The following is a 23673-nucleotide window of genomic DNA, read 5'->3' on the forward strand; positions in this document are numbered from 1 at the left end:
GGTGCCTTGGAGGTCAAACAATGGCAGGATTGTACAAAATTTTCATGTTTGGGTGATAATTACGCATCTCATGCGAATTTTTCAAGATTGCTGCCGGTCATAAGGCATACGTGAAGATCGGGCAGGAGGCGTTGGCAAGAGGTAAAGCAATGGAGCTCAGACATCTACGCTGTTTCCTCGCTGTTGCAGAAGAACTGCACTTTGCCCGTGCAGCCGAGCGGCTGCATATGGAGCAGTCGCCACTGTCGCGCGCCATCAAGGAGTTGGAAGAAGAACTGGGCGTGTTGCTGTTTGCCCGTACCACGCGCAGCACGCGGCTGACCCGTGCCGGAACATTGTTTTTGGAGCATGTGCGCCGTGTCTTCGCTGCCTTGGAACAAGCGCGTGAAAGCGTGAAAGCAGCAGCAAACGGTTTTCATGGGCAGTTGCGCGTGGCCTTGTCGGATGGCATCACGCCGTCGCGCTTGCCGACCTTGCTGGCGTTGTGTCGCCTAGAAGAACCCGAGGTCGAAATCCGCTTCTTCGAGGTGCCGCTGTCGCAGCAGATCAAAGGGTTGCATGACGATCTGTACGACGTAGGGTTTGCCCAATCCGACGAAGTGGGCGACGGCATCGTTGCCATGCCTGCGTGGAGGGACACGCTCATAGTGGCGGTGCCAGCCCGGCACCCGCTGCTTGCATACAAGCGCATTCCTTTGGAGGAACTTCTGCGCTATCCGCTGGTTCTATGCGATCCACAAGTGTGCGAAGGCCATGCCAAATTCGTTGATCGAGTGCTGCGTCGGGCTGACATGGAGCCACTGGTTGCGGAGCGGGTCGCATCGTGTGATCTGATGATGGCTCTGGTATCGGCTGGCCTCGCACTTGGGTTTACGGGCGCCGCGCGCATCGCCGCCCATCCTGACTCGGGCGTGGTGGCCCGACCGCTGGCTTTGCGTGTGCCGCCGCTGACGACCTACCTGTTGCACGCCGAAGGTCAGCCGTTCGATGTGCTTGCACGGTTCATTGAGCGTGCGCAGGCCATCGAGTCACCGGAAGCCCCAAGGCCCAAGCCGGGCCATTATTCCGATTCCCTGGAGGAACCTGCGCCATGAAAAGGATCATCCCGCTCTTGCTTGCGGCCGCGCTGGCTGCCTGCGGCCAGTCCGAAACGCCTCACAAGGCCAACACATCGGAAGCGAATATCCCGACGGTGGAAGAACTGGCGGCCAACCCCGACCGGCTCAAGGAACTGCGCCAGCAATGCAAGACAGATCGCCCCAAGCTGGGCGACGTGCTGTGCAATCGGGTAGCCGAGGCCACGCGCAAGCGGTTCTATGGCGACGGCGAAACCCCATACACGCCACCGAAGGAATCCCCCAAGTTCTGATTGTTGGCGGTTCGTCGCATCGTTTTTTTCTTTCTGCTCGACACGCCGCGATGCGCCTGCACTTGCGGCGCTTTTCCTTGGTGCGCCGTCGCGCGCATTCTGTCTTTTTACTCGACTTTTCTGCCCAAAACGGTCTTTGACCGGCACTGACCCGGCACCGATCCTGACGCCTGCGGCACGCCCTTGTGCCGCTTTTCCCATGAGGAATCGGCGCAGGAGAAATCGGAGGCCAGGTCATGCAAGGGACGAACGTGCTGTTCGGTCAGATCGCCGTGGTGTTCGGCATCGTCATCGCCGGAGTGTGGGGCGCCACACAATGGACAGCAGCAGCCCTTGGCTATCAGCTACGCCTTGGCTCGCCCTGGTTCGACTTTCTTGGCACGTCTATCTACCACCCGTGGAAGCTGTTTGAGTGGTGGTTCTTCTTCGGCGCGTATGCACCGGAGGTGTTCGACACTGGCGGCGCGATTGCCGGCGCCAGTGGCATGGTCGCCGTGTGCGTTGCCATTGCCATGTCGGTCTGGCGCTCGCGCCAAGCGCGCCTCGTCACCACCTACGGCTCTGCGCGCTGGGCTAACGCGCAGGACATTCGCAAGGCGGGCCTCACGCAACCGGCCGGCGTGTTCCTCGGCCAGCACGACCGCCAGTACCTACGGCATGAAGGCCCGGAACACGTCCTGAGCTTCGCGCCCACCCGCTCGGGCAAGGGCGTGGGCCTGGTGGTGCCCACCTTGTTGAGCTGGCCTGCATCGGCCGTCATCCACGACATCAAGGGCGAGAACTGGCAGATCACCGCCGGCTGGCGATCACGCTTCTCACATTGCCTGCTGTTCAACCCGACCGATGCGAAGTCGGCGGCCTACAACCCGCTGCTGGAGGTACGGCGCGGCGCGCATGAAGTGCGCGACGTGCAGAACATCGCGGACATTCTGGTTGATCCCGAAGGTGCGTTGGAGAAGCGCAACCATTGGGAGAAGACCAGCCACGCGCTGCTGGTCGGCGCCATCCTGCATGTGCTCTACGCCGGCAAGGACAAGACGCTGCGCGGCGTCGCCAACTTCCTCTCCGATCCGGCCAGCCCGTTCGAGCTGACCTTGCACCGGATGATGACCACGCCGCACCTCGTGAATGCGGAAGGTGGTGGCCCGCATCCTGTCGTCGCATCGGCGGCGCGCGAAGTGCTCAACAAGTCGGACAACGAGCGTTCCGGCGTGTTGAGCACCGCTATGTCGTTCCTCGGCCTGTACCGCGATCCCACGGTGGCCGAAGTCACCTCGCGTTGCGATTGGCGCATCGCTGACCTGATCGCTGCCGAGCATCCGGTATCGCTGTACCTCGTGGTGCCGCCTTCGGACATTTCGCGGACGAAGCCGCTCATTCGCCTGATCCTCAATCAGATCGGGCGGCGGCTGACCGAATCGCTCGATGGCTCCGACGGCATCGAGCGCCGCCACAAGCTGCTGCTGATGCTCGACGAGTTTCCGGCGCTGGGGCGCCTGGACTTCTTCGAGACGGCGCTGGCCTTCATGGCCGGCTACGGCATCCGCAGCTTCCTCATCGCGCAGTCGCTCAATCAGATCGACAAAGCCTACGGCCAGAACCATTCGATCCTCGACAACTGCCATGTGCGCGTGACGTTCGCCACCAACGACGAGCGCACCGCCAAGCGGATTTCCGAGACGCTGGGCACGGCCACCGAGCTGCGCGCCCAGCGCAACTACGCGGGCCACCGGCTCGCGCCGTGGCTGGGCCACCTGATGGTGTCGCGCCAAGAAACCGCGCGCCCGCTGCTGACGCCGGGCGAAGTCATGCAGCTTCCGCCTGACGAGGCCGTGGTGATGGTGTCCAGCGTGGCGCCGATCAAGGCGAAGAAGCTGCGCTACTACGCGGACGCCAATTTCAAGCGTCGCGTGCTGCCACCGCCCGTGCTGGCGGACGGGCAGTACGCCGACGCGCCGCCATTGCGGCCCGACGACTGGAGCGGTTTGGCGATTCCCGCCGTGCCCACCGCACCGGCCGCGGCATCCGCTGATGGCCTGGAGACCTTGGGTTCGGTCGACGACGGCGGCCCGCGCCGCCAGCCCGAGCTTTCCGAAACCGTTGCCTACGACCCCGAACTGGCCGCGCCTGCGGCCGACCTTGGGCTGCTCGATGACGACGACCTGCCGCTTCTCCTTCCTCGCCAGCTCGATCCAGCCATGCAGCGCACGGCCCGGCTGGCTTCCCTCGACCCCAACGACGGAATCGAGCTATGAGCCACTACCGCCTCAACCTGTTCATCCAGCCGGAGCACGCCAAGCGCCTGGACGAACTGGCCGCCAAGAAAGGCGTGTCCAAGTCGTCCATCGTCGCGGCGGCGCTCGCATCGTGGCTGTCGCCCGATGCCGCCGACCAGCGCGAGGCGGCCATCGCCAAGCGACTTGATCGCCTGTCGCGGCAGGCCGAGCGCATGGAGCGCGACCAGAACATTCAGATCGAAACGCTGGCGCTGTTCATCCGCTACTACCTGACCGTCAGCACGCCAGTTCCCGAAGCGCACCAAGAGGCCGCGCGCGCCCAAGGCAAGGCGCGCTTCGAGCAATTCGTGGAGCAGTTGGGCCGCCACCTGCTGCGTGGGCGCAGCCTGGTGCGCGACGTGGTGGAGGAACTGCATCCCGATCCGATGCGGATGGAGGACGCGGCGGCAGCCGCGCAAGCGCAGGAGCGTGCGTCATGAGCGCCGTTCCGCAGTCCATGAGCGCCACGTCGCTCGACCGCCGCATCCAGATGCTGCGCACAGCGATGGGGCCGCTGATCGCCGCCGCGCTTGAAGACCCGGATGTGGTGGAAATCATGCTCAACCCGGATCGCACCCTGTGGATCGACCGGCTTTCTTCGGGCCGCGCGCCGATGGGCGTGGAGATGCCCGAAGCCGATGGGGAACGGATCATCCGCCTCGTGGCCGCCCACGTCGGCGCGGAGGTGCATCGCGGCCAGCCGCTGCTGTCCGCCGAGCTGCCCGAAACCGGCGAACGCTTCGAGGGCATCTTGCCCCCGGCGGCACCGGGGCCGGCCTTCGCGCTGCGCAAGCGCGCTATCGGCGTGATCCCGCTGGACCGGTACGTCGTGGACGGAATGATGTCCGCCGCCCAAGCGGGCTTTCTGGTGCGCGCAGTGCGCGAGCGGCAGAACGTCCTGATCGCGGGGGCCACTAGCAGCGGCAAGACCACGCTCGCCAATGCTTTGCTCGCCGAAATCGCTGCCACGGGCGACCGCGTGCTGGTGCTCGAAGACACGGTGGAACTGCAATGCGCGGCCCGCGACCACGTTCCGTTGCGCACGCGCGCGGGAGTGGTGTCCATGACCGAGCTGGTGCGCTCGTCCATGCGCCTGCGGCCTGATCGCGTCGTCGTTGGCGAGGTGCGCGGTGCCGAGGCGCTGGATCTCATCAAGGTGTGGGGCACCGGCCATCCGGGCGGCATCGCCACCATCCACGCCGGCTCTGCGCTCGGCGCGCTGCTGCGCCTGGAGCAACTGATTCTCGAAGTGGCGGTGAATCCGCCCCGTGCGCTGATCGCCGAGGCGGTCAACGTGGTGATTCACATCGCCGGGCGTGGACGTAAGCGCCGCATCGAGAGCATCGCCCGCGTCGTTGGCTTCGACGGCGTGGGCTACCAACTAGCGGATGCGCTGGAAACGCCGTTTCCCGAGCTGCCGCCACTTTCCGATGCCGCACCCGCTGCGGCGACTTCCCCATCCCCTCACTCACTTGGAGAACTGCCATGACGCAGATAACCATTCCTGCTTTCCGTTTTTCTGCAAATCCGGCATTGCGTCTTGGGCGGCTGCGCTGCCTGGCCCGTCCTGCGGGGCAAGGGCTGTTGCTGGCCGCGCCGCTGCTGTTCCTGGCCGGAACCGCGCAGGCCGCCGGTTCCTCAATGCCATGGGAAGGCCCGCTGCAATCCATCCTCGAATCCATCCAGGGGCCGGTGGCGCGCATCGTCGCGGTCATCATCATCATCGCCACTGGCCTCGCGCTCGCGTTTGGCGACACGTCGGGCGGCTTTCGCAAGCTGATTCAGATCGTGTTCGGCTTGTCCATCGCCTTCGCCGCGTCCTCGTTCTTCCTGTCGTTCTTTTCGTTCTCGGGCGGGGCTGTCGTATGAGCGGCCCGGACATTTTCGCGGATGGCTTCGAGGTGCCACTGCATCGCTCGCTGACCGAGCCAATTCTGCTGGGCGGTGCGCCGCGCACCGTGGCGATCGCCAACGGCACGCTGGCAGCCGCCGTCGGTCTGGGCCTGCAACTGTGGATTCCCGGTGTGGTGCTCTGGATCGTCGGCCATTCGCTGGCGGTGTGGGGTGCGCGCGTCGATCCGCAGTTCATGGCCGTGTTCGCCCGGCACATCAAGCACCGCCCGCTGCTGGATGTGTGAGGGGATGCCACGATGCTGAACCTCGCCGAATACCGCCAGCGCCCGGCCTTGCTGGCCGACTGGCTGCCCTGGGCCGGGCTGGTGGCGTCGGGCGTCGTCTTGAACAAGGACGGCAGCTTCCAGCGCACGGCCCGGTTTCGCGGGCCTGACCTCGACAGCGCCACGCAAGGCGAGCTGATCGCCACCTCGGCACGATTGAACAACGCACTGCGCCGCATGGGATCGGGCTGGGCGCTGTTCATTGAAGCCGAGCGCCGCGCCGCCGCCGACTATCCGCGCTCGGAGTTCCCCGAACCGCTTTCGTGGCTGGTGGAAGAAGAACGCCGCGCCGCCTTTGAGGAATCAGGCCATCACTTCGAGAGCGGCTATCACCTGACGCTGGTGTACCTGCCGCCCCAGGAATCGCGCGCCCGCGCAGCCAAGATGCTCTACGAGAACACGCCAACGAATGGCGTGGATTGGCGCGAGCGGCTGCAAGCCTTCGTCGCGGAAACGGATCGGGTCTTTGACCTGCTCGATGGCGTGATGCCGGAGATCGCTTGGCTGGACGACGCACAGACGTTGACCTACCTGCACGCAACCATCTCGACGCGGCGCTACCGCGTGGGCGTGCCCGAGGTGCCGTTCTACATCGACGCGCTGCTGACCGACTCGCCGCTGGTCGGCGGCCTGGCGCCCATGCTGGGCGACCAGCACCTGCGCGTGGTGTCGGTGCGGGGCTTCCCGACCTCGACCTGGCCGGGGATTCTGGACGACCTCAACCGCCTCGGTTTTGCCTACCGCTGGAGTACGCGCTTTCTCTGCCTGGACAAAGCCGAGGCGGAAAGGGAACTCGCCCGCCTACGCCGGCAGTGGTTCGCCAAACGCAAGAACGTCATCGCGCTGCTGCGCGAAACCATCTTCCAGCAGGAATCGCCGCTGGTCGATACCGACGCGAGCAACAAGGCGGCCGACGCCGATGCCGCCTTGCAGGAGCTGGGCAGCGATCAAGTCGCCTTCGGCTACCTCACTGCCACGGTGACGGTACTCGATGCCGACCCGGCCGTGGCCGACGAAAAGCTGCGCATGGTGGAGCGTGTCATCCAGGGTCGCGGCTTCGTCACCATCCCCGAAACGCTCAACGCCGTGGATGCGTGGCTGTCGTCCATTCCGGGCAACGCCTACGCCAACGTGCGCCAGCCCATCGTCTCGACACTGAACCTGGCTCACATGATGCCGGTGTCGGCGGTATGGGCTGGGCCGGAGAAGAACGATCACCTCGACGGCCCGCCGCTGATCGTCACGCGCACCGATGGCGCCACGCCGTTCCGGCTGGTGACGCACATCGGCGACGTGGGCCACACGCTGGTCGCGGGGCCGACTGGCATGGGCAAGTCGGTCTTGCTCGCCACGCTGGCGATGCAATTCCGCCGCTATCGCGGCTCGCGCATCTTCGCCTTCGACATGGGCCGCTCCATGCGAGCCACGATCCTTGGGCTGGGCGGCGAACACTACGACTTGGGCACGGACGGAGAAATCGCCTTCCAGCCCTTGGCACGCATCGACCGCGAGGGCTACCGCACCTGGGCCGCCGAGTGGATCGAAGGCCGCTTGCTGCACGAAGGCGTGGCGGGCGGCCCCGACGAGAAAGCGGCTATCTGGTCGGCGCTGGGAAGCCTCGCCGGTGCGCCGGTGGAGCAGCGCACGATGACGGGGCTTTCCGTGCTGCTGCAATCGAACACGCTGCGGCAGGCGCTGTCGCCTTATGTGCTCGGCGGTACCCACGGCAAGCTGCTGGACGCCGACCGCGACCGGCTGGGCATGGCCGACGTGCAGTGCTTCGAGATGGAGGAACTGATGCACAGCAAGGCCGCCGTCATGGCCGTGCTGCATTACCTCTTTGCGCGTTTCGATGAACGCTTCGACGGAGCGCCCACGCTGCTGATCCTCGATGAAGCGTGGCTGTTCCTCGATGACCCGGTGTTTGCCGCGCGTATCCGCCAGTGGCTCAAGACGCTACGCAAGAAGAACGTCAGCGTCATCTTCGCTACGCAGAGCCTGGCCGACATCAAGGATTCGAGCATCGCGCCCGCGATCATCGAGAGCTGCGCGAGTCGGATTTTCTTGCCCAACCCGCAGGCGACCGAGCCGCAGATTCGCACGATCTACGAGGGCTTCGGCCTCAACAGGCGGCAGATCGAAATCGTCGCCACCGCGCAGCCCAAGCGCGACTACTACTACCAATCCCGTCTCGGCAACCGCCTGTTCGACCTCGACCTGGGGCTGGCAGCGCTGGCGTTTGCGGGCGCGTCCACGCCGCAAGACCAGCGCGACATAGACCGCGTGCTGCTGGACGCCGGCGTGCCCGGCTTCGCGGGCGCCTGGCTGCGCCATCGCGGCCTCGATTGGGCGGCCGACCTGCTGCCCTCGTTCCCCGGCCTTGCGCCGGGTTCCCTCGCTGACCAACCCCTGGAGAACCTGCCATGAAGAAGCGTCTTATCGCCGCCGCCATCGCGGCCATGCTTTGCACCGCCACCGCCCATGCGCAATGGGTCGTGGTCGATCCCACCAACCTCGTGCAGAACACGCTGACCGCGATCCGCACGCTGGAGCAGATCAACAACCAGATCCAGCAGCTCCAGAACGAAGCGCAGATGCTGATGAACCAGGCGCGCAACCTCGCCAGCCTGCCGTCCAGCGTGGTGAATCAGTTGCGCGCCAATCTGGCGACGACCGAGCGGCTGATCGCCCAGGCTCGCGGCTTGGCCTACGACGTGACGAATCTGGATCGGGAGTTCCAGCGCCTGTACCCGGAGCAGTACGCCGCCACCGTGAGCGGCGACCAGATGTACCGCGACGCGCAGGAGCGTTGGAGGAACACGCTCAATGGCCTGCAAACCACCATGCGGATGCAGGCCCAGGTGTCGCAGAACCTGGGTGAAGACGAAAGCGTGCTGGCCGACCTCGTGGGAAAGAGCCAGTCGGCCGAAGGTGCGTTGCAGGCGATGCAGGCCATGAATCAGTTGCTGGCCTTGCAGGCCAAGCAGTCGATCCAGTCGCAGCGGCTCCAGATCACGCAAGACCGGGCGGCGTCGCTGGAGCTGGCGCGGCAGGCGGCGGCCACGGAGCGCGCCCGCGAAGTACGGCGGCGTTTCCTGGGCGAAGGCACGCCGTACACGCCGCAGTCCGTGAACTTCTACGGCAACTGACGGGAGGCCGCCATGCGATGCGTCCTCGCCCTGTCGGTTTCGCTGCTTGTGGCGCTGCTGGCCGCTTGCAGCGAGCAGCCGGCCGCCCCCCTTGCCGAAGCCCTGGTCGCCGATCCCGTGCGGCTCAACGCATTGCGCGCGCAATGCGCAACCGACCGGCAGGCCACGGGCGAGGACGCCTGCCGCGCCGCCGCCGAAGCCTTCCGGCGGCGCTTCTTTTCCGGCGAGGCCGGGCCGGATGAATACCAGACGCTGGCCGACCTGCCGCCGATCCCACCCAGCTTCGAGGAACCGGCCGATGGCATGGCGCCGGCCGTTCCCGCCGAACCGGAGGACACGCCATGAATGATGTGACCATCATCGACCAATTCCTCAACACCTTTGCCGCTTATATCGACTCGGGTTTCGGGCTGCTGCGGGGCGAAGTGGCGTTCCTCACGGCCACGCTGATCGTCATCGACATGACGATCGCCGGCCTGTATTGGGCCATGAGCCATGCCACCGGCCAGGGCGAGGACGTGATCGCCAAGCTGCTGCGCAAGGTGCTCTACGTCGGTGCCTTCGCCTACATCATCAATAACTTCAACTGGCTGGCCAGCATCGTGTTCCGCTCGTTTGCGGGATTGGGCATCACCGCCACCGGCTCGGCCATCACGATGGAGAACTTCTTGCAGCCGGGCCGGCTGGCGAAAACCGGTATCGACGCTGGGGCGCCGATTCTGGAGCAGATCGGCGAGATGGCGGGCTTTCCCGAAGTGTTCGTGAACCTCGACCCCATCGTGGTGATGTTCCTCGCGTGGCTGGTCGTGGTCTTGTGCTTCTTCGTGCTGGCGATCCAACTGTTCATCACGTTGATCGAGTTCAAGCTGACCACGCTCGCCGGATTCGTGCTGGTGCCATTCGCGCTCTGGAACAAGACCGCGTTCCTCGCCGAAAAGGTCTTGGGCAACGTAGTGGCCTCCGGCGTCAAGGTTCTGGTGCTGGCCGTGATCGTCGGTATCGGCTCGGGCTTGTTCGCTCAGTTCCAAGTCCATCCCGCCGAGCCGTCTATCGACCACGCGCTGGTCATCATGCTGGCCTCGCTCACCTTGCTGGCGCTCGGGATCTTCGGCCCCGGCATCGCCACGGGCCTCGTGTCCGGTGCGCCGCAGCTCGGCGCTGGCGCAATGGCCGGTGCTGCTGTCGGCGCTGCCGGCACGGCTGTCGCCATCGGCGCCGCCGCGACGGGCGTGGGTAGCGCCGTGGCTGCTGGTGCGCGCATGGCCCCGGCTGCCGCCAAGCTGGCCGGTAGCGGTGCGCGCGCCGCCACGTCGGCGGCCAGCAGTGCGAAGTCGGCGTTCCAGGCCGGTTCCGCCGCCGCTGGCGGCGGCGCAAAGGGCGCGATGGCGGGCCTGGGCAACGTCGCTAAGACCGGCGCGCAGGCAGCCGGGCGAGGCGCTGCATCCCGCGCTTCCGCTGCCGGGCAACGCATGGCCGCTCCCTTCCGCGCTGGCTGGAATGGCGCTGCTGCCGATGGCGGCGCGGGTGCGGCATCCGGTCAGGGTGCCGCAGGCGAGGCCGCATCCGGCGCCGCTACGGCGCAGACACAGGAACAGCCCGCTTGGGCCAAGCGCCTGCATCGCCGCCAGCAACTCACCCACGCCGCGACCACCACCGCCCACGCGCTGCGCGGTGGCGATGGCGGCGGCTCCGGCCAGGGGCCGAGCCTGCGCGATTCCGATTCATAAGGAGAACTGACCATGCGATTCAAGAAACCGCAGGTGCGCTACGCCGACACGCCGCAACCTGCCACGCCGTACCAAGCTGCCGGCCAAGTGTGGGACGAGCGCATCGGCTCGCCGCGCGTGCAGGCGAAGAACTGGCGCCTGATGGCCTTCGGCTGCCTGACGCTTGCGCTGCTGATGGCCGGCGGCCTGGTGTGGCGCTCGGCGCAATCCATCGTGACGCCCTACGTCGTGGAGGTGGACAACGCGGGCCAGGTACGCGCCGTGGGTGAAGCCGCCACGCCATACCGGCCCAACGATGCGCAGACCGCGCACCACATCGCGCGCTTCGTGACGCTGGTGCGCTCGCTGTCCATCGACCCCATCGTCGTCCGCCAGAACTGGCTGGACGCCTACGACTACACGACCGACAAGGGCGCGGCCGTGCTCAACGACTACGCACGGGTCAACGACCCGTTCGCGCGCATCGGCAAGGAGTCGGTGACGGTGCAGATCACCAGCGTCGTGCGCGCCAGCGACACGTCTTTCAACGTGCGCTGGACGGAACGCCGCTACGTCAACGGCGCCGCGGCGGGCTTGGAGCGGTGGACGGCCGTGGTGTCCATCGTGCTCCAGCCGCCGCGCACCGAAGAACGCCTGCGCCAGAACCCCCTGGGCATCTACGTCAACGGCCTGTCATGGAGCCGCGAACTGGATTCTTCCGAAGGAGCCAAGCCATGAATGATCTTTTCCGTAAATCCGCCTTGCCGGTGATCTTGCTTGCCCTGGCGGGCTGCGCTACGCAGGGCAAGCCACCGCCGACCATCTCGCTCGATGAGCCGGTGCAGGCCCAGCCGCTACCCGAGCCACCCACGCCGGTGGAGGTGGTGGCGGTGCCCGAGGTGCTGCCGATGCCGGCGCAGTTGAAGCCATTGCCCGAAGCCGAGGACGCCAAGCCCACGCCGGAGCCAGCCGACGAGAAGGTGCGCGTCTCACGGGCCAATGCCGAGGCGCGCGTCGCACCCACGCGCGAGGGCTACGTCAACGCGATTCAGGTGTGGCCCTTCACCGATGGCGCGCTCTACCAAGTCTATGCGGCCGTGGGCCGCGTGACCGTGGTTTCACTCCAGCCGGGCGAGGAACTGGTGACGGTGGCGGCGGGCGATACCGTGCGCTGGATCGTGGGCGATACGTCGAGCGGCAGCGGTGCTGACCTGCGCGTCAATGTGCTGGTCAAGCCGATCCGCTCGGGCCTCAAGACCAATCTCGTCATCACCACCAGCCGCAGGACGTACCTGCTGGAGTTGGCTTCGACGGAAAAGACGTGGATGGCCTCGGCTTCTTGGGAGTATCCGCGTGACCGGATGCTGGCCTTGCAGCGCCAGGCGCAGGCGGCCAGCGCCGCCGCGCCGGTGGACTCCGGCTTGTCGCTGGAAAACCTGCGCTTCCGCTACGCGGTCAGCGGTAGCAACCCGCCGTGGAAGCCGCTGCGCGCCTTCGACGACGGGCAGAAGGTCTATATCCAGTTCCCCGCCGGCATCGCGCAAGGCGAGCTGCCGCCGCTGTTCGTAATCGGGCCGGAAGGCGACGGGCAACTGGTCAACTACCGCTTCCGCTCGCCGTACTACATCGTGGATCGGCTGTTCGGTGCCGCCGAACTGCGCCTGGGCGGGGACAAGGGCGACGTGGTGCGAATTGAGCGCACGGACGGCGTTGCGCGGAGGAACTGACCATGAGCCAGGACGACACCCCCGACCTCGCCACGCCGCAGGCAGGCAAGGTCGCGCCGGAAGCGGTGGCGCTGCGCGCCCAGCCGCGCCCGGTCACTCGCTTGAACCGGCGCACGCTGGCCATCCTCGTCGGCGGCCTGTCGGTCGCCGTCCTTGGGGCCACGATCTGGTCGCTGCAACCGCAGCGGCGCGGTACGGGCGAGCAAACCGAGCTTTACAACGTCGATCGCGTCTCGAAGTCCGAAGGGCTGGATGCGCTACCGACGGACTACTCGAAGCTGCCGCCAGCCTTGCCGCCCGATGTGCCCGAGCTGGGGCCGCCGTTGCCCGGCGACCTTGGCCCGGCCATCGTCGCTTCGCAGCAGCCGGTGACGCCAGGCTATTCGCCGCCAGGCCATGATCCCGAAGATGCCTTGCGCAAGGAGGCGGACGCGGCGGCGGCCTCGTCGGTGTTCTTCCGCTCGGGCGGCCAAGCGCAGACCGACGCCACGGTCGCGCAGGCGGCGCCGGGGGCTGCAAGCACGCTTGCGGCCTTTGATCCGCTCGCTGCTGGACCTGCCTCGACGGTGGCCCAGCCCGCCGACCCGACCGCCGTGCAGAACCGGCAAGACCAGAAAGAGGCGTTCCTGAAAGCCGGTTCTACGGAAACCCGCAATTCCGGCAATCTGGCGCTGCCCGCGTCGCCGTATCAGGTGATGGCCGGAACGGTGATCGCCGGTGCGCTGGTGACAGGCATCAAGTCGGACTTGCCGGGCGACGTGATCGCCACGGTGACAGAGCCAGTCTTTGACACAGCCACGGGCAAGTTCCTGCTGATTCCGCAGGGGGCGCGCATCCTTGGGCGCTACAACAGCCAGGTCAGCTACGGGCAGAGCCGCGTGCAAGTAGTGTGGAACCGGATCATCTTGCCCGACACGTCTTCGCTGACGCTCGACAACCTAGTGGGCACCGATCCGGCCGGCTACGCTGGCCTGGAGGATGACGTGAACTGGCACTGGAATCGCATCGTTGCGGGCGCGGTGTTGACGACGCTGCTGGGCGTGGGCGCCGAACTGGCCGCGCCGGAGAACCGGCAGGACGGCAACCGCATTGTGATTGCCGGGCGCGACAGCGCGCAGGACAGCATCAATCAGGTCGGCCAAGAGATCACCCGGCGCAACATGAATATCCAGCCGACGCTGACCACGCGGCCGGGCCTGCCGGTGCGCATCATCGTCAACCGCGATTTGGTGTTGCGGCCTTACCAGCCGATGTTCTTCCAACGGGGGGCGATGCAATGAGCACAACCAAGAAGCTGCGGCTCGGGCCGCTGCCCAAGACCGAGAGCATCAAGCTGACCTTTGCGTGCCCGGTCAGCTTGAAAGCCGACCTTGACCGCTACGCCGCGCTGCACGCGCAGGCGTATGGCGAGACGGTCGATGCCATGACGCTGATCCCGCATATGCTGGAGGCGTTTATCGCTGGGGATCGAGGATTCCGGCGGGGCAGGGGAGATGACACCCGACCTTCTTCCCGCACGGCTATGCCGAAAGGGTGATTGTTTGGATTAGATTCCATTGTCGTATCCAGCCTACGATTGGTGGTTCCATATCAAATTGACGTTTTCTTGGAAAAGATATATATATCGTAGTATGGCTACGACTAATTCAAGCAGACTAAATGTGCTCTACACCCGGTTGGCACCGGGAACGCCGCTGACCTCGCTGGACTTGGCGGCGTTGGGCATCTCTGCTGACCTGGCTGTTCACTACGTCCGGGCAGGGTGGCTCAAGCGCCTGGCGCGGGGGGTGTTCTGCCGCCCCAACGATCCCCCGGCGCTTCATCCCAGCCTGCTGCTGTTGCAGCGCCAGTTCGAGGGGCTGCACGTCGGCGGCAAGTCGGCGCTGGACTGGTACGGTGTGCGGCAGTACGTAGCGCAGCAGCCGGTGCTGCATCTGTATGGCTGGAAGGCCGCACGCTTGCCGGAATGGTTCACGGAACGATTCCCAGCTGAATACCACCGCAAACGGCTGTTCGACGAGCAGCCGGCCGCCTTGTTGCACGTTGGCGCGTTCGAGAAGCGCAGCGGGGCGCCGCAGGTGTCCGCGCCGGAGCGCGCCTTGCTGGAACTGTTGAGTGAGGTTGGCGTGCGCCAGCCCTTACAGGAAGCCCGCGAACTGGTGGAGAGCGCCTATAGCCTGCGCCCCGACGTGTTACGCGAGCTGTTGCAACACTGCACAAACGTCAAGACCGTGCGGCTGTGCCTGCAACTCGGCCGCGAGGCGTCATTGCCCTGGGCGGCCAAGCTCGATCCGGCCGCGCTGCCGACGGGTAGCGACCGTCCCTGGGTGTCTCGATCGGCCGATGGCCTGCTGGTACTCAAGCCATGAACCAGACCTATCTCGATACCGCGCGCCTGCTGACGCAGGTCGCGCCGCTGGTGTTTGTTGACGATACCTTTGCCCTGAAGGGCGGTACGGCGATCAACCTGTTCGTGCGCGACATGCCGCGCTTGTCGGTCGATCTCGATCTGGTTTTTCCCGATCACACCTTGCCGCGCGACGAGGCACTGGCGCGCATCAACGAGGCCATCCGGCAAGCTGCGGAGCGGTTGAAGAAGCGAGGATTCCACACACACGCGCCAGCGGCAGCAGCAGGGGAAACCAAGTTGCTGGTGCGTCGCGGCTCGATTCAGGTCAAGGTCGAAGTCAACTTCGTCATGCGCGGCACGGTGCAGCCGGTGCGCCGCGCCTCGCTGACGCCGATGGCCCGTGACGTGTTGATGGCCGATCTGGAGATTCCGGTGGTGTCGCTGGAAGAAGTGTACGGCGGCAAGCTGGTGGCGGCGCTGGATCGGCAGCATCCGCGTGATCTGTTCGACGTGATGCAGCTCTTTGCGCACGAGGGCATCACGCCCGGCATCCGGCGCGCCTTCGTGGTCTATCTGGCCAGCAGCAACCGGCCGATCCATGAAGTGTTGTTCACGCCGCTGCGAGACATCCGGCACGACTACGAGCACAACTTCCAAGGCATGACGACCGAGCCGGTGCCGCTTGATGCGCTGCTCGACGCGCGAGAACGCATGGTGCGCGAAATCCAGCAGGGTTTGGACGACGACGAGCGGCGCTTCCTGCTGTCGCTGGCCGCTGGCACGCCGGAGTGGTCATTGCTGGACATCGCACACCTCGAACAACTGCCGGGCATCCGCTGGAAGCTGCACAACCTGGCGCAGTTGCAGAAGGCCGATGCGAAGAAGTTTGCCGAGCAAGCAGATGCGCTGGCCGCAAGGTTGGGGTAGGGGGATTCCTCAACACAAGCCGGCCTGACCCGCTAAAAAATGGACACGAAACCCAGTGACTTCTCCCCGCATTGCCGACCGATTTGCGTTCCATCGTTCTACGCCACAGATCACGGTCGATGAGTATGAGCGACGCCGCGTGATCGAACTCGGTGAGTGGGTGGCTGCGCGGGGCCGCATCTACCTCGACAAGTGCTTCTGGATTCACCTGCGCGCCGCACGCACGCTCGCGTCGAGTCCACCGGGAGCGGCGGATCTTTTGGATGCCCTCGTAGCTGGTGTCTCCAACGGGCAGTTGGTGTGTCCCATCAGCGATGTACTGTTTCTTGAACTAGGGCCTGTTAACACATTCTCAGTCCATCTGCGACAAGCACGAAGCTGATGAAGCCGAGGAACATGAGATCGAGTTTCTCGAAGCGCGAGAAGATGCGCCGGTAACCCTTGAGGCGACGAAACAGTCGCTCGACCTCATTGCGGCGCTTGTACATGGCCCGGTCGTATTCCCAAGGATCAAGGCGTTTGCTGGTCGGGGGCACGACCGGAATGAATCCCAGGTCCAGAGCAAGTTGGCGGGTTTCATTGCCTTCGTATGCCCGGTCCATGAGCAAATGAACGGGTCGGCTTGTCGCCCCGAGGCTGCTGAGCAAACGCCTGCCTTCAGGTGCGTCGTGCGCTTGTCCTGGCGAGAGGCAGAACGTCACGGCCGTTCGAGCATCCGCGGCAACCATATGAATCTTGGTGTTCCATCCGCCTCGGGACTTGCCGATGGACTGAGGGCCGTTTTTTTTAACGCTCCGGTGCCGTCTGGGTGGACCTTGATGCTGGTGGAGTCCAGCGAGACCGCCTCGATCTTGATGCGCACGACCTGGGCCCGCTGCAATTCCTCGAACATGCGATCGAGTACACCGGCCTTGGTCCAGCGGTTCATGCGCGTGTAGATCGTGTGCCAGTTGCCGAACCGTTTGGGCAGTCCACGCCACTTGCAGCCATGCTCGGCCACATAGAGGATGGCGTTGACTACCTGCAGGTTGCTCAGGCTGACATTGCCGCGCTGCTTGGGCAGACAGTGCTCGATGGTGGCGAATTGCTCGGGTGTGATCTCCATGCCAGAGATTGTCCCGCGCAGTCGCAGAAATCGCCATTAGTGTTAACACGCCCTAACTCCAGGAGCTTCACGATGCACCATCTTCATTCCCACCGCGCCCGGCAGCAACGTGCCACCACCATCGCCATCACGCCATCGGTCACCCGCTGGCACCCCGCGGCGCGAGCCGCTGGTTGGACACTGCTGGCCATGACGCTGACCGTCTTCGTGGTGTTCAGGCTCGGCTGACCACCGCCATCCACCGCTCTCCATAGCCCCTTAAGGCGGACCAAGCCAATGAACCACCCAGTTTTCCGGCACTACCCCCGCAACAGCCCTCAGGCCGCCGGGCGCATCCTGGCCACCGCCTTGCTGGCCAACGGCGACATCAAGGATGTCGAATGGCAGCGACTGGCCGACACGCAGGCCTTCGAACGGCTCGATCTGCATGGCCTGCAATGGCATGTCGTTCTGGACGAGTTGTGCCAGGACCTGATGACCGGTGTTCGCCCAGGGCGGGATATCCTGATCGACGGTCCGACGCTCGCCGCCTGGCTGGACGAGATCGATAACGTCGCGTTGCAGGCGCTGGTGATCAAGCTTTGCGCTCAAGTCATCGAGGCCGACGGCGAGGTGCACCCGGGCGAGTCGATGTTGTTGCGCGCGGCACTTGAGCGGTGGGTGCTGCCGATGGAAGACCAGGAGTGTGTCGAACCACTGGTCTACGGCCTCGACTTTCAGGTGGTGCCGCGCCCTGGCATCTCGATGCCGGGCTAACGTTCGATCAAGCATCAGGCGATTCCCCTTCCCCCATTCTCCATTCCCGAGGCCGGCCGCGCTGCAGCGCTGTCGGCCTTGTTGTTTGTCGAGCTGACCAACAAAGGTATAATTCCCGCAACAGCTTGTCTGCTGTGCGAAGAGAGAACAACATGAAATATGTCTACTTGGCCCTGCTGCTCGCCATGACGGCTGTCGTTTTTCTATTCAAGTTCCAGAACCTCGACACTGTGACCGTGCAGTTCCTGTCTGCGAGCTTGACGCTACCGCTGTCGTTGCTGCTGCTGGCGGTGTACGTGCTGGGCATGCTGACGGGAGGCACGCTCCTGTCCATGGTTCGCAGCTGGGTGCGCGGCGCCACCTCGAAACCTCCCTTGAGCAACTGAGCCATGGCGACTTTGCGGCAATGACTTTTCTTCTGTTCGCGGGGGGGCTCCTGGCCTTGGTTGCCGGCGCCTTCATCCTCGTGCGCGGTGCGTCGCTCCTGGCATTGCGCCTGGGTCTGTCGCCGCTGGCGGTGGGTCTCACGGTGGTGGCTTTTGGCACCAGTGCACCGGAGTTGGCCGTGACAACCGGCGCAGTGCTGGCCGGGCAGGGCGGGCTGGCGTTGGGCAACGCCGTGGGTAGTAACATCTTCAACGTCCTGTTCATCTTGGGCGTGGCCGCGCTCATCACGCCACTGGCGGTGCACAGGCAAGTCATTCGGCAGGAAGCGCCGATCATGATCGGCGGCGCGGTGTTGCTCATCGTCCTGGGCCTGGACGGTTCGCTGGGGCTGTTCGACGGATCGCTGTTGCTCGGCCTGCTGATGGCCTACACCGCGTTCCTGGTCCGGCAGTCGCGCGCGGAGCCGGCCGCGACCGGTCCCGACGAGTACGCCGACACACTGCAGCCGGCCAAGGCGGGGCGGTGGGACGCCCGGCTGCCGGCACAGCTCGGTCTGATCGTCGCCGGGCTGGTGCTGCTCGTGCTGGGATCGGATTGGCTGGTGCAGGCGGCAGTCATCTTCGCGCGTGCACTCGGTCTGTCGGAGGTGATCATCGGCCTGACCATCGTCGCCTCGGGCACTTCGCTGCCGGAGGTGGCGGCATCGGTAGTGGCCAGCCTCAAGGGCGAACGCGACATCGCCGTGGGCAACGTGGTGGGCAGTTGCGTGTTCAACCTCTTTGGCGTCGTTGGCCTGGGGGCCGTCGTGGCGGCTGTGGGCACCGGTGCCGCGCTGCCGCTGCCGCCGGACGTGGCCCGGTTCGATCTGTGGGTCATGCTCGCCGCACTGGTGGCTTGCCTGCCGGTCTTCCTGACCGGTCGCGAGATCGCCCGTTGGGAGGGCGGCCTGTTCCTGGGCTACTACGTCGCGTATGTGGCCTACCTGGTGCTGGCGGCGCAGCGCCATGACGGCGTCCAGGCCTTCGGCGACGCGATGCTGGGGTTCGTGGTGCCGCTGACCATCGTCACGCTGGGCGTGACGATGTTGCGGCGGGCGGGGCGCTGAGCGTGGGCACGCCGCTTCTGAGCTCGGCGGCCGATGGCGGCATGGGGCTGGCCTCTCGTGCCGCCTTCACGGTGCTGCCTCTGGCTGCGCTGGGTGTCGTGGTGGGCATGTTGTTGTGGCTGCCGCTGCCTCTGGGGGGTGCGCTCGATTGGATACCGGCGCTGGGCATCTCGCTGGCCTGGCGCATTGACGGCCTGGCGGTGCTGATGCTGCTGATGATCACGGGTGTGGGCAGCGCGGTGTTCGTCTACGCAGGCGGCTACTTCGCAAGCCACCCGGGGCAACGGCGGCTGTTCGTGCAGCTCACGCTGTTCATGGTGGCGATGATCGGCTGCGTCACTGCTGACAATCTGTTCACGCTCTTCCTGTTCTGGGAAGCCACCAGCGTGCTGTCCTTCCTGCTCGTCGGCTTCCACCATGAACGCGCGGTCAGCCGCAAGGCGGCGCAGCAGGCGCTGCTGGTGACAGGCACCGGCGGCCTGGCGCTGCTGGCGGGCTTGATCCTGATCGGGCAGGTGATGGGCACCAGCACCATCAGCGTGATCGTCGAACGCCTGCCGGCCACCGCGCCCACCCCGCTGCTGACGGCGGGTGTCCTGTTGGTGATCGTGGGCGCCTTCACCAAGAGCGCGCAGTTCCCGTTCCACTTCTGGCTTCCCAACGCGATGGCCGCGCCAACACCGGTGTCGGCCTACCTGCATTCGGCCACGATGGTGAAGCTGGGTGTGTACCTGCTGGCGCGGCTGGACGCCGGCCTCGACGACTGGCTGCTGTGGCAGGTGCTGCTGCAGGGCGCGGGTTCGATCACCGCCGCCTGGGGCATGGTGCTGGCGCTGCGCGAGCGCGACCTCAAGCGCATCCTGGCCTGGTCGACGGTGGCCACGCTGGGCACCTTGGTGGCGCTGGTGGGCATGCCAGGCGAAGGTGCTGCGGTGGCTGTGGGCGCGCTGCTGCTGGCGCATGCGCTGTACAAGGCGCCGCTGTTCTTCGTCGCTGGCAATGTCGATCATGGCACCGGCACCCGCATCATCGACCGACTGGGCAACCTGCGCCACGCCATGCCGTGGACCGCGGCGGCGGCGGCGCTGGCCGGCATGTCGATGGCCGGCATCCCCTTGTCGTTCGGCTTCGTGGTGAAGGACCTGATCGGCGACGCCAAGGCGGCCGACAACGTGCTGGCTTTCGCGCCGCTGGCCAACACGGTGTTCTCGGCCATCGCGGTGGCCGTGGCCGGTGTCGCCGCCGTGCGCGTGTTCTGGCACCGCGCGCCCGAGCCCGCGCTCACCGGCGTGCATGAGGCCGGTCCCGCGCTGGTGCTGCCGCCCATGGTGCTGGCCGGCTTCGGCGTCGCGCTGGGGCTGTTCCCGGCCTGGGCCCAGCCGATGGTAGAAGCTGCGGGGGTGGCCATGACCGCCGGCGACGGCCCTGTGCTGGCGCCGCTGGCGCGGGCACTGCTGGCAGAGTCGCTGACCTTTGCCACCACGCTGGCGCTGGGTGCGATCGTCTATCTGCTGTGGGACGTGCTGCACCGCATGGTGGATGCGGTTGCCCCGCGGCTAGCCACCTTCGGCCTTGCCAGGCTCTACGAACGTTCCCTGGACTGGATTCCGCGTCTCGCTGCGTTCAGTACGCGGGCGTTGCAGCACGGACGCTCGCCAGGTTACATGGCCGTGGCGGCGGCCGCGGCGGTGCTGGCCATCGGGCTCCCGCTGGTGGCAGCCGCGCCCACGCTGGCCTGGCCGGCCTGGTCTGCGCCGCCATTGGGCGTGGCCGGTGCCGTGCTACTGATCGCTGTCGGCGCCATGGCGGCCGCCACGCTGAAGGACCGCCTGGTGCTGCTGCTGGGTGCCGGTCTCGTGGGCTACGGCAGCGCAGTGCTGTTTCTCTTTGCGGGGGCGCCGGACGTCGCCTTCACACAGGTGGTCGTTGAGACGGTGTTCGTCATCGTCGTTGCGGCGGTGCTGTTGGCGTTGAAACGCCAAGGCAAGGCCATGAGCGTGCCCGAGCCGGTCTGGCGTCCGATGGCGCTCGTGCTGTCGCTGGCCTTCGCCACCGTGCTGACCGCGCTGCTGCTGGCCGCCGTGGCGCTGCCCTTCGACGACACGCTGTCGCGCTGGTTCGGCGAGCACAGTGTGCCGGCCGCGCAGGGCCGCAACGTGGTAAACGTGATTCTGGTCGACTTCCGAGCGCTGGACACGCTGGGCGAGATCACGGTCGTGATGCTGTCGCTGCTGGCGGCGGTGCCGCTGCTGCGTGCTGTGCGCACCCGGCGCGACACGGAGGCCGGACGATGAACCGCCGGCTGGTCATCCTGGAGGTAGTGGCTAAGCCCCTGTACGTGGTGATCCTGGCCGCGTCGCTGGTGGTCCTGCTGCGCGGCCACAACGAGCCCGGCGGCGGCTTCATCGGCGGCCTGCTGGCGGTGACCGCCAGCGTGCTGTGGGCCGTCGCGCACGGACCCGATGCCGCCACGCAGCGCCTGCCGCTGCGCTCGCCGGTGCGGCTTGCGGCGCTGGGCGTGCTGGTCGGCGCGCTGTCGGGCCTGCCGGCCTGGCTGATGGGCAAGGCCTACCTTACGCACCTGTGGGCCGGTGTGCCGCTGGGCTTCACGACGCTGCCGGTGTCCACGGTGCTGGTGTTTGATCTCGGCGTCTACCTGTGCGTGTGGGGTGCGCTGGGGGGTTATGCCATCGCACTGCTCGACAGCGACGAGGCGGAGGAGGGCGCGCAATGATCTGGGCCGTCGCCTTCGCGCTCTGGATCACGTTGACCGCAGGGCTGTACCTGGCGCTGTCGCGCGACGTGCTGCGCTGCGTGGTGGGCCTGGCGCTGCTGGGCAGCGCGGTGAACCTGCTGCTGCTGGCCGCGGGCCGCCTGGGGTCGGCGCAGCCGGCGGTGATCGAGGCGGGCGGCCGGGTGCTGCAGGAGGCGGCCAACCCGCTGCCGCAGGCGCTGGTGCTGACCGCCATCGTGATCGGGTTCGCGCTGATGTGCTTTGCGCTCGTGCTGGTCATGCAGTTGGTGCGGCGCGTCGGCACCGACGATGCGCTGGCGCTGCGGCTGGTGGAGCCCGAGCCGGCGGACCCCGTGAAGCCGCCGCTGGCCTTCGATGCCGTCCATGCCGACGACGATGCGCGGCCGCAGAGGGCCGACACGTGAGCATCGTCGCCACCGCACCCGTGCTCGTGCCGCTGGCCACCGCGGGCCTGACGGCGCTGTTCTCGGGCCGGTCCCGCACGCAGCAGGCCATCAGCTTCGTCGGCGTCCTGGGCTTCCTGGGGGCGGCGGTGACGCTGCTGGCGCAGGTCAGCGCCAGCGGCCCGGTCGGCGTCAGCTTCGGCGATTGGCCCGCGCCCTACGGCATTCAGTTCCGCTTCGACGGCCTGTCCACCGCCTTGCTGCTGTTGACGGCGCTGATGGGCCTGGTCACGCTGATCTTCCTGGGCAGCGACGCCGACCCCGGTCCGCGCCACCGGCTGCTGCTGCCGCTGCTGCACGGCACGCTGGCCGGCGTGGCCGGTGCCTTCAGCACCGCCGACCTGTTCAACCTCTATGTCTGGTTCGAGGTGATGCTGATCTGCGCCCTGGGCCTGATCGCGCTGGGCGGCCGGCGCGACCAGCTCGATGCCGCCTTCAAGTACCTGGGCCTGAACCTGTTCGGCACGCTCCTGCTGCTGGCCGCCATCGGGCTGCTCTATGCCGCCACAGGGCAGCTCAACTACGGCGGGCTGGCACTGGCGGCGCGCCAGCTCGACCCGGCCCTGCTGCACACGTTGCTGGCGGCGCTGACGGTGGGGCTGCTGCTGAAGGCCGGGGCTTTTCCGCTGTATGCCTGGCTGCCGGCGTCCTACCCCACGCTGCCCGCGCCGGTGCTGGCCCTGTTCGCCGCGCTGCTGGGCAAGGTGGCGGCCTACGCCGTGCTGCGCATGCTGGGCGACGTGTTCATGCCCGAAGGTGCGGCGCTGTACGAGGTGCTGGGCTGGGTGGCGGTGGCCACCATGGTGGCTGGTGTGCTGGGCGCGGCGCACCACTGGGACATACGGCGCATCCTGGCCTTCCACAGCGTCAGCCAGATCGGTTACGTGCTGCTGGCGGTGGCACTGGGCGGCCCGGCCGGCCATGCCGCGGCGCTGTTCTACACGCTGCACCACAGCCTGGTGAAGGCCAGTCTGTACCTGACCGCCGGCATGGTGGCCAGCGTGGCCGGCAGCTACGACCTGCGGCGCATCGGTGGCCTGGCCGCCGCACGGCCGATGCTGGCGCTGCTGTTCGCGGTGATGGCCTTGTCGCTGGTAGGCATTCCGCCGCTGTCGGGCTTCTGGGCCAAGCTGCTGGTGCTGCAGGAGGCCTTTGCACAGGGGCGCTACACGTGGGCCGCGCTGGCCCTGCTGGTGAGCGTGCTGACGCTCTACTCGATGATGAAGATCTGGACCGAGGCCTTCTGGAAGCCCCATCCCTTGGCCGATGCGGAAGGTGTATGGCCAGCGCGGCGCGTGGCGCTCGCACCGGCCTGGGCGGCGACGGTCAGCCTGGCGGCCGTGACGCTTGCGATCGGATTTGCACCCCAGACACTGATCGAGTTCGCGCAGGCCGCGGCCGCGACGCTGGGCCGGAAATGAACCGCAGGAGCCGCCACATG

26 protein-coding genes are annotated in these 23673 nt (G+C 66.4%); 25 read left to right on the forward strand and 1 reads right to left on the reverse strand.

Annotation, left to right across the window (positions count from 1 at the left end):
• Positions 1 to 149 precede the first annotated feature (149 nt).
• From HGB51_RS15740 to HGB51_RS15820, 17 genes are all read left to right on the forward strand, one after another.
• Positions 150 to 1094 (forward strand): LysR family transcriptional regulator, encoded by a 945-nt coding sequence (locus HGB51_RS15740; RefSeq protein WP_023127548.1) that lies wholly within the window; start codon positions 150 to 152, stop codon positions 1092 to 1094.
• Positions 1091 to 1369 carry an EexN family lipoprotein gene (locus HGB51_RS15745; RefSeq protein WP_023127547.1) on the forward strand — a complete coding sequence of 93 codons (279 nt, stop codon included), beginning with the start codon at positions 1091 to 1093 and terminating at the stop codon, positions 1367 to 1369. Before HGB51_RS15740 ends, HGB51_RS15745 begins: the two co-directional genes overlap by 4 nt.
• A 236-nt stretch (positions 1370 to 1605) precedes the next feature.
• Positions 1606 to 3624: a conjugal transfer protein TraG gene (locus tag HGB51_RS15750; protein WP_053506167.1), complete on the forward strand. Its 2019-nt coding sequence runs from the start codon at positions 1606 to 1608 to the stop codon at positions 3622 to 3624.
• Positions 3621 to 4085 carry a ribbon-helix-helix protein, CopG family gene (locus HGB51_RS15755; protein ID WP_053506166.1) on the forward strand — a complete coding sequence of 155 codons (465 nt, stop codon included), beginning with the start codon at positions 3621 to 3623 and terminating at the stop codon, positions 4083 to 4085. The genes HGB51_RS15750 and HGB51_RS15755 overlap by 4 nt, the downstream gene beginning before the upstream one ends.
• Complete coding sequence (gene trbB / locus HGB51_RS15760) at positions 4082 to 5134, forward strand: P-type conjugative transfer ATPase TrbB (RefSeq protein ID WP_053506165.1); 1053 nt, start codon at positions 4082 to 4084, stop codon at positions 5132 to 5134. Before HGB51_RS15755 ends, trbB begins: the two co-directional genes overlap by 4 nt.
• Positions 5131 to 5514, forward strand: coding sequence for a TrbC/VirB2 family type IV secretion system protein (locus tag HGB51_RS15765; RefSeq protein ID WP_053506164.1), 384 nt, complete (start codon positions 5131 to 5133; stop codon positions 5512 to 5514). The genes trbB and HGB51_RS15765 overlap by 4 nt, the downstream gene beginning before the upstream one ends.
• Complete coding sequence (locus HGB51_RS15770) at positions 5511 to 5783, forward strand: VirB3 family type IV secretion system protein (protein WP_033979866.1); 273 nt, start codon at positions 5511 to 5513, stop codon at positions 5781 to 5783. The genes HGB51_RS15765 and HGB51_RS15770 overlap by 4 nt, the downstream gene beginning before the upstream one ends.
• A gap of 12 nt (positions 5784 to 5795) precedes the next feature.
• Complete coding sequence (gene trbE / locus HGB51_RS15775; RefSeq protein ID WP_053506163.1) at positions 5796 to 8249, forward strand: conjugal transfer protein TrbE; 2454 nt, start codon at positions 5796 to 5798, stop codon at positions 8247 to 8249.
• Entirely contained in the window at positions 8246 to 8971 is a 726-nt protein-coding gene (trbJ, locus tag HGB51_RS15780; RefSeq protein WP_033979862.1) for a P-type conjugative transfer protein TrbJ, read from the forward strand. Before trbE ends, trbJ begins: the two co-directional genes overlap by 4 nt.
• Before the next feature lie 12 nt (positions 8972 to 8983).
• Positions 8984 to 9316 carry a hypothetical protein gene (locus tag HGB51_RS15785; protein ID WP_033979861.1) on the forward strand — a complete coding sequence of 111 codons (333 nt, stop codon included), beginning with the start codon at positions 8984 to 8986 and terminating at the stop codon, positions 9314 to 9316.
• Complete coding sequence (gene trbL / locus HGB51_RS15790; protein ID WP_033979860.1) at positions 9313 to 10698, forward strand: P-type conjugative transfer protein TrbL; 1386 nt, start codon at positions 9313 to 9315, stop codon at positions 10696 to 10698. Before HGB51_RS15785 ends, trbL begins: the two co-directional genes overlap by 4 nt.
• Positions 10699 to 10710: 12 nt before the next feature.
• Positions 10711 to 11415 (forward strand): conjugal transfer protein TrbF, encoded by a 705-nt coding sequence (gene trbF, locus HGB51_RS15795; RefSeq protein ID WP_012076301.1) that lies wholly within the window; start codon positions 10711 to 10713, stop codon positions 11413 to 11415.
• Positions 11412 to 12404: a P-type conjugative transfer protein TrbG gene (trbG, locus tag HGB51_RS15800; RefSeq protein ID WP_033979859.1), complete on the forward strand. Its 993-nt coding sequence runs from the start codon at positions 11412 to 11414 to the stop codon at positions 12402 to 12404. Before trbF ends, trbG begins: the two co-directional genes overlap by 4 nt.
• 2 nt (positions 12405 to 12406) lie before the next feature.
• Positions 12407 to 13684 (forward strand): TraB/TrbI/VirB10 family type IV secretion system protein, encoded by a 1278-nt coding sequence (locus tag HGB51_RS15805; protein WP_047290279.1) that lies wholly within the window; start codon positions 12407 to 12409, stop codon positions 13682 to 13684.
• The gene (locus HGB51_RS15810) at positions 13681 to 13941 is read left to right on the forward strand and encodes a DUF2274 domain-containing protein (protein ID WP_047290280.1); all 261 of its coding nucleotides are present in this window, start codon (positions 13681 to 13683) and stop codon (positions 13939 to 13941) included. The genes HGB51_RS15805 and HGB51_RS15810 overlap by 4 nt, the downstream gene beginning before the upstream one ends.
• Positions 13942 to 14035: 94 nt before the next feature.
• Positions 14036 to 14773 (forward strand): type IV toxin-antitoxin system AbiEi family antitoxin, encoded by a 738-nt coding sequence (locus tag HGB51_RS15815; protein ID WP_047290281.1) that lies wholly within the window; start codon positions 14036 to 14038, stop codon positions 14771 to 14773.
• The gene (locus tag HGB51_RS15820) at positions 14770 to 15681 is read left to right on the forward strand and encodes a nucleotidyl transferase AbiEii/AbiGii toxin family protein (protein WP_053506162.1); all 912 of its coding nucleotides are present in this window, start codon (positions 14770 to 14772) and stop codon (positions 15679 to 15681) included. Before HGB51_RS15815 ends, HGB51_RS15820 begins: the two co-directional genes overlap by 4 nt.
• Before the next feature lie 341 nt (positions 15682 to 16022).
• On the opposite strand, the gene HGB51_RS15825 is transcribed toward HGB51_RS15820, so the two are convergent.
• Positions 16023 to 16786 (reverse strand): IS5 family transposase gene (locus HGB51_RS15825; RefSeq protein ID WP_121335901.1). Its coding sequence is split into 2 segments (ribosomal slippage): positions 16023 to 16471 and positions 16471 to 16786, totalling 765 coding nucleotides; the frame shifts between segments, so codons are not numbered across the junction.
• A gap of 72 nt (positions 16787 to 16858) precedes the next feature.
• Here HGB51_RS15825 and HGB51_RS15830 point away from each other — a divergent pair.
• From HGB51_RS15830 to HGB51_RS15865, 8 genes are all read left to right on the forward strand, one after another.
• Entirely contained in the window at positions 16859 to 17014 is a 156-nt protein-coding gene (locus tag HGB51_RS15830; RefSeq protein ID WP_154583166.1) for a hypothetical protein, read from the forward strand.
• A 48-nt stretch (positions 17015 to 17062) separates the two neighbouring features.
• A complete protein-coding gene (locus HGB51_RS15835) occupies positions 17063 to 17542 on the forward strand; it encodes a tellurite resistance TerB family protein (RefSeq protein ID WP_047290285.1) in 480 nt (159 codons plus the stop codon).
• Positions 17543 to 17694: 152 nt separating this feature from the next.
• A complete protein-coding gene (locus HGB51_RS15840; protein ID WP_053506161.1) occupies positions 17695 to 17928 on the forward strand; it encodes a lipopolysaccharide assembly protein LapA domain-containing protein in 234 nt (77 codons plus the stop codon).
• Between the two features lie 20 nt (positions 17929 to 17948).
• Positions 17949 to 19034, forward strand: a complete 1086-nt coding sequence (locus HGB51_RS15845) for a calcium/sodium antiporter (RefSeq protein ID WP_053506160.1) — start codon at positions 17949 to 17951, stop codon at positions 19032 to 19034.
• Positions 19035 to 19036: 2 nt separating this feature from the next.
• Positions 19037 to 21328, forward strand: coding sequence for a hydrogen gas-evolving membrane-bound hydrogenase subunit E (gene mbhE, locus HGB51_RS15850; protein ID WP_070208641.1), 2292 nt, complete (start codon positions 19037 to 19039; stop codon positions 21326 to 21328).
• Complete coding sequence (locus HGB51_RS15855; protein WP_047290288.1) at positions 21325 to 21768, forward strand: MnhB domain-containing protein; 444 nt, start codon at positions 21325 to 21327, stop codon at positions 21766 to 21768. Before mbhE ends, HGB51_RS15855 begins: the two co-directional genes overlap by 4 nt.
• Positions 21765 to 22193, forward strand: a complete 429-nt coding sequence (locus HGB51_RS15860) for an NADH-quinone oxidoreductase subunit K (RefSeq protein ID WP_047290289.1) — start codon at positions 21765 to 21767, stop codon at positions 22191 to 22193. The genes HGB51_RS15855 and HGB51_RS15860 overlap by 4 nt, the downstream gene beginning before the upstream one ends.
• Positions 22190 to 23653 carry a complex I subunit 5 family protein gene (locus HGB51_RS15865; protein WP_053506158.1) on the forward strand — a complete coding sequence of 488 codons (1464 nt, stop codon included), beginning with the start codon at positions 22190 to 22192 and terminating at the stop codon, positions 23651 to 23653. Before HGB51_RS15860 ends, HGB51_RS15865 begins: the two co-directional genes overlap by 4 nt.
• Positions 23654 to 23673: the final 20 nt, after the last annotated feature.

The organism is Stenotrophomonas bentonitica (genome assembly GCF_013185915.1).
GTDB lineage: Bacteria > Pseudomonadota > Gammaproteobacteria > Xanthomonadales > Xanthomonadaceae > Stenotrophomonas > Stenotrophomonas bentonitica.

Bases quoted from the DNA above. Each gene is read 5' to 3' on its own strand.
- HGB51_RS15820 (WP_053506162.1), top strand. From the start codon at position 14,770: ATGAACCAGACCTATCTCGATACCGCGCGCCTGCTGACGCAGGTCGCG.
- HGB51_RS15830 (WP_154583166.1), top strand. From the start codon at position 16,859: ATGCACCATCTTCATTCCCACCGCGCCCGGCAGCAACGTGCCACCACC.
- HGB51_RS15805 (WP_047290279.1), top strand. From the start codon at position 12,407: ATGAGCCAGGACGACACCCCCGACCTCGCCACGCCGCAGGCAGGCAAG.
- trbF (WP_012076301.1), top strand. From the start codon at position 10,711: ATGCGATTCAAGAAACCGCAGGTGCGCTACGCCGACACGCCGCAACCT.
- trbL (WP_033979860.1), top strand. From the start codon at position 9,313: ATGAATGATGTGACCATCATCGACCAATTCCTCAACACCTTTGCCGCT.
- HGB51_RS15785 (WP_033979861.1), top strand. From the start codon at position 8,984: ATGCGATGCGTCCTCGCCCTGTCGGTTTCGCTGCTTGTGGCGCTGCTG.
- HGB51_RS15765 (WP_053506164.1), top strand. From the start codon at position 5,131: ATGACGCAGATAACCATTCCTGCTTTCCGTTTTTCTGCAAATCCGGCA.
- HGB51_RS15755 (WP_053506166.1), top strand. From the start codon at position 3,621: ATGAGCCACTACCGCCTCAACCTGTTCATCCAGCCGGAGCACGCCAAG.
- HGB51_RS15740 (WP_023127548.1), top strand. From the start codon at position 150: ATGGAGCTCAGACATCTACGCTGTTTCCTCGCTGTTGCAGAAGAACTG.
- HGB51_RS15860 (WP_047290289.1), top strand. From the start codon at position 21,765: ATGATCTGGGCCGTCGCCTTCGCGCTCTGGATCACGTTGACCGCAGGG.
- HGB51_RS15845 (WP_053506160.1), top strand. From the start codon at position 17,949: ATGACTTTTCTTCTGTTCGCGGGGGGGCTCCTGGCCTTGGTTGCCGGC.
- HGB51_RS15750 (WP_053506167.1), top strand. From the start codon at position 1,606: ATGCAAGGGACGAACGTGCTGTTCGGTCAGATCGCCGTGGTGTTCGGC.
- HGB51_RS15855 (WP_047290288.1), top strand. From the start codon at position 21,325: ATGAACCGCCGGCTGGTCATCCTGGAGGTAGTGGCTAAGCCCCTGTAC.
- HGB51_RS15745 (WP_023127547.1), top strand. From the start codon at position 1,091: ATGAAAAGGATCATCCCGCTCTTGCTTGCGGCCGCGCTGGCTGCCTGC.
- trbE (WP_053506163.1), top strand. From the start codon at position 5,796: ATGCTGAACCTCGCCGAATACCGCCAGCGCCCGGCCTTGCTGGCCGAC.
- trbJ (WP_033979862.1), top strand. From the start codon at position 8,246: ATGAAGAAGCGTCTTATCGCCGCCGCCATCGCGGCCATGCTTTGCACC.
- HGB51_RS15840 (WP_053506161.1), top strand. From the start codon at position 17,695: ATGAAATATGTCTACTTGGCCCTGCTGCTCGCCATGACGGCTGTCGTT.
- trbG (WP_033979859.1), top strand. From the start codon at position 11,412: ATGAATGATCTTTTCCGTAAATCCGCCTTGCCGGTGATCTTGCTTGCC.
- HGB51_RS15835 (WP_047290285.1), top strand. From the start codon at position 17,063: ATGAACCACCCAGTTTTCCGGCACTACCCCCGCAACAGCCCTCAGGCC.
- trbB (WP_053506165.1), top strand. From the start codon at position 4,082: ATGAGCGCCGTTCCGCAGTCCATGAGCGCCACGTCGCTCGACCGCCGC.
- HGB51_RS15810 (WP_047290280.1), top strand. From the start codon at position 13,681: ATGAGCACAACCAAGAAGCTGCGGCTCGGGCCGCTGCCCAAGACCGAG.
- HGB51_RS15815 (WP_047290281.1), top strand. From the start codon at position 14,036: ATGGCTACGACTAATTCAAGCAGACTAAATGTGCTCTACACCCGGTTG.
- HGB51_RS15770 (WP_033979866.1), top strand. From the start codon at position 5,511: ATGAGCGGCCCGGACATTTTCGCGGATGGCTTCGAGGTGCCACTGCAT.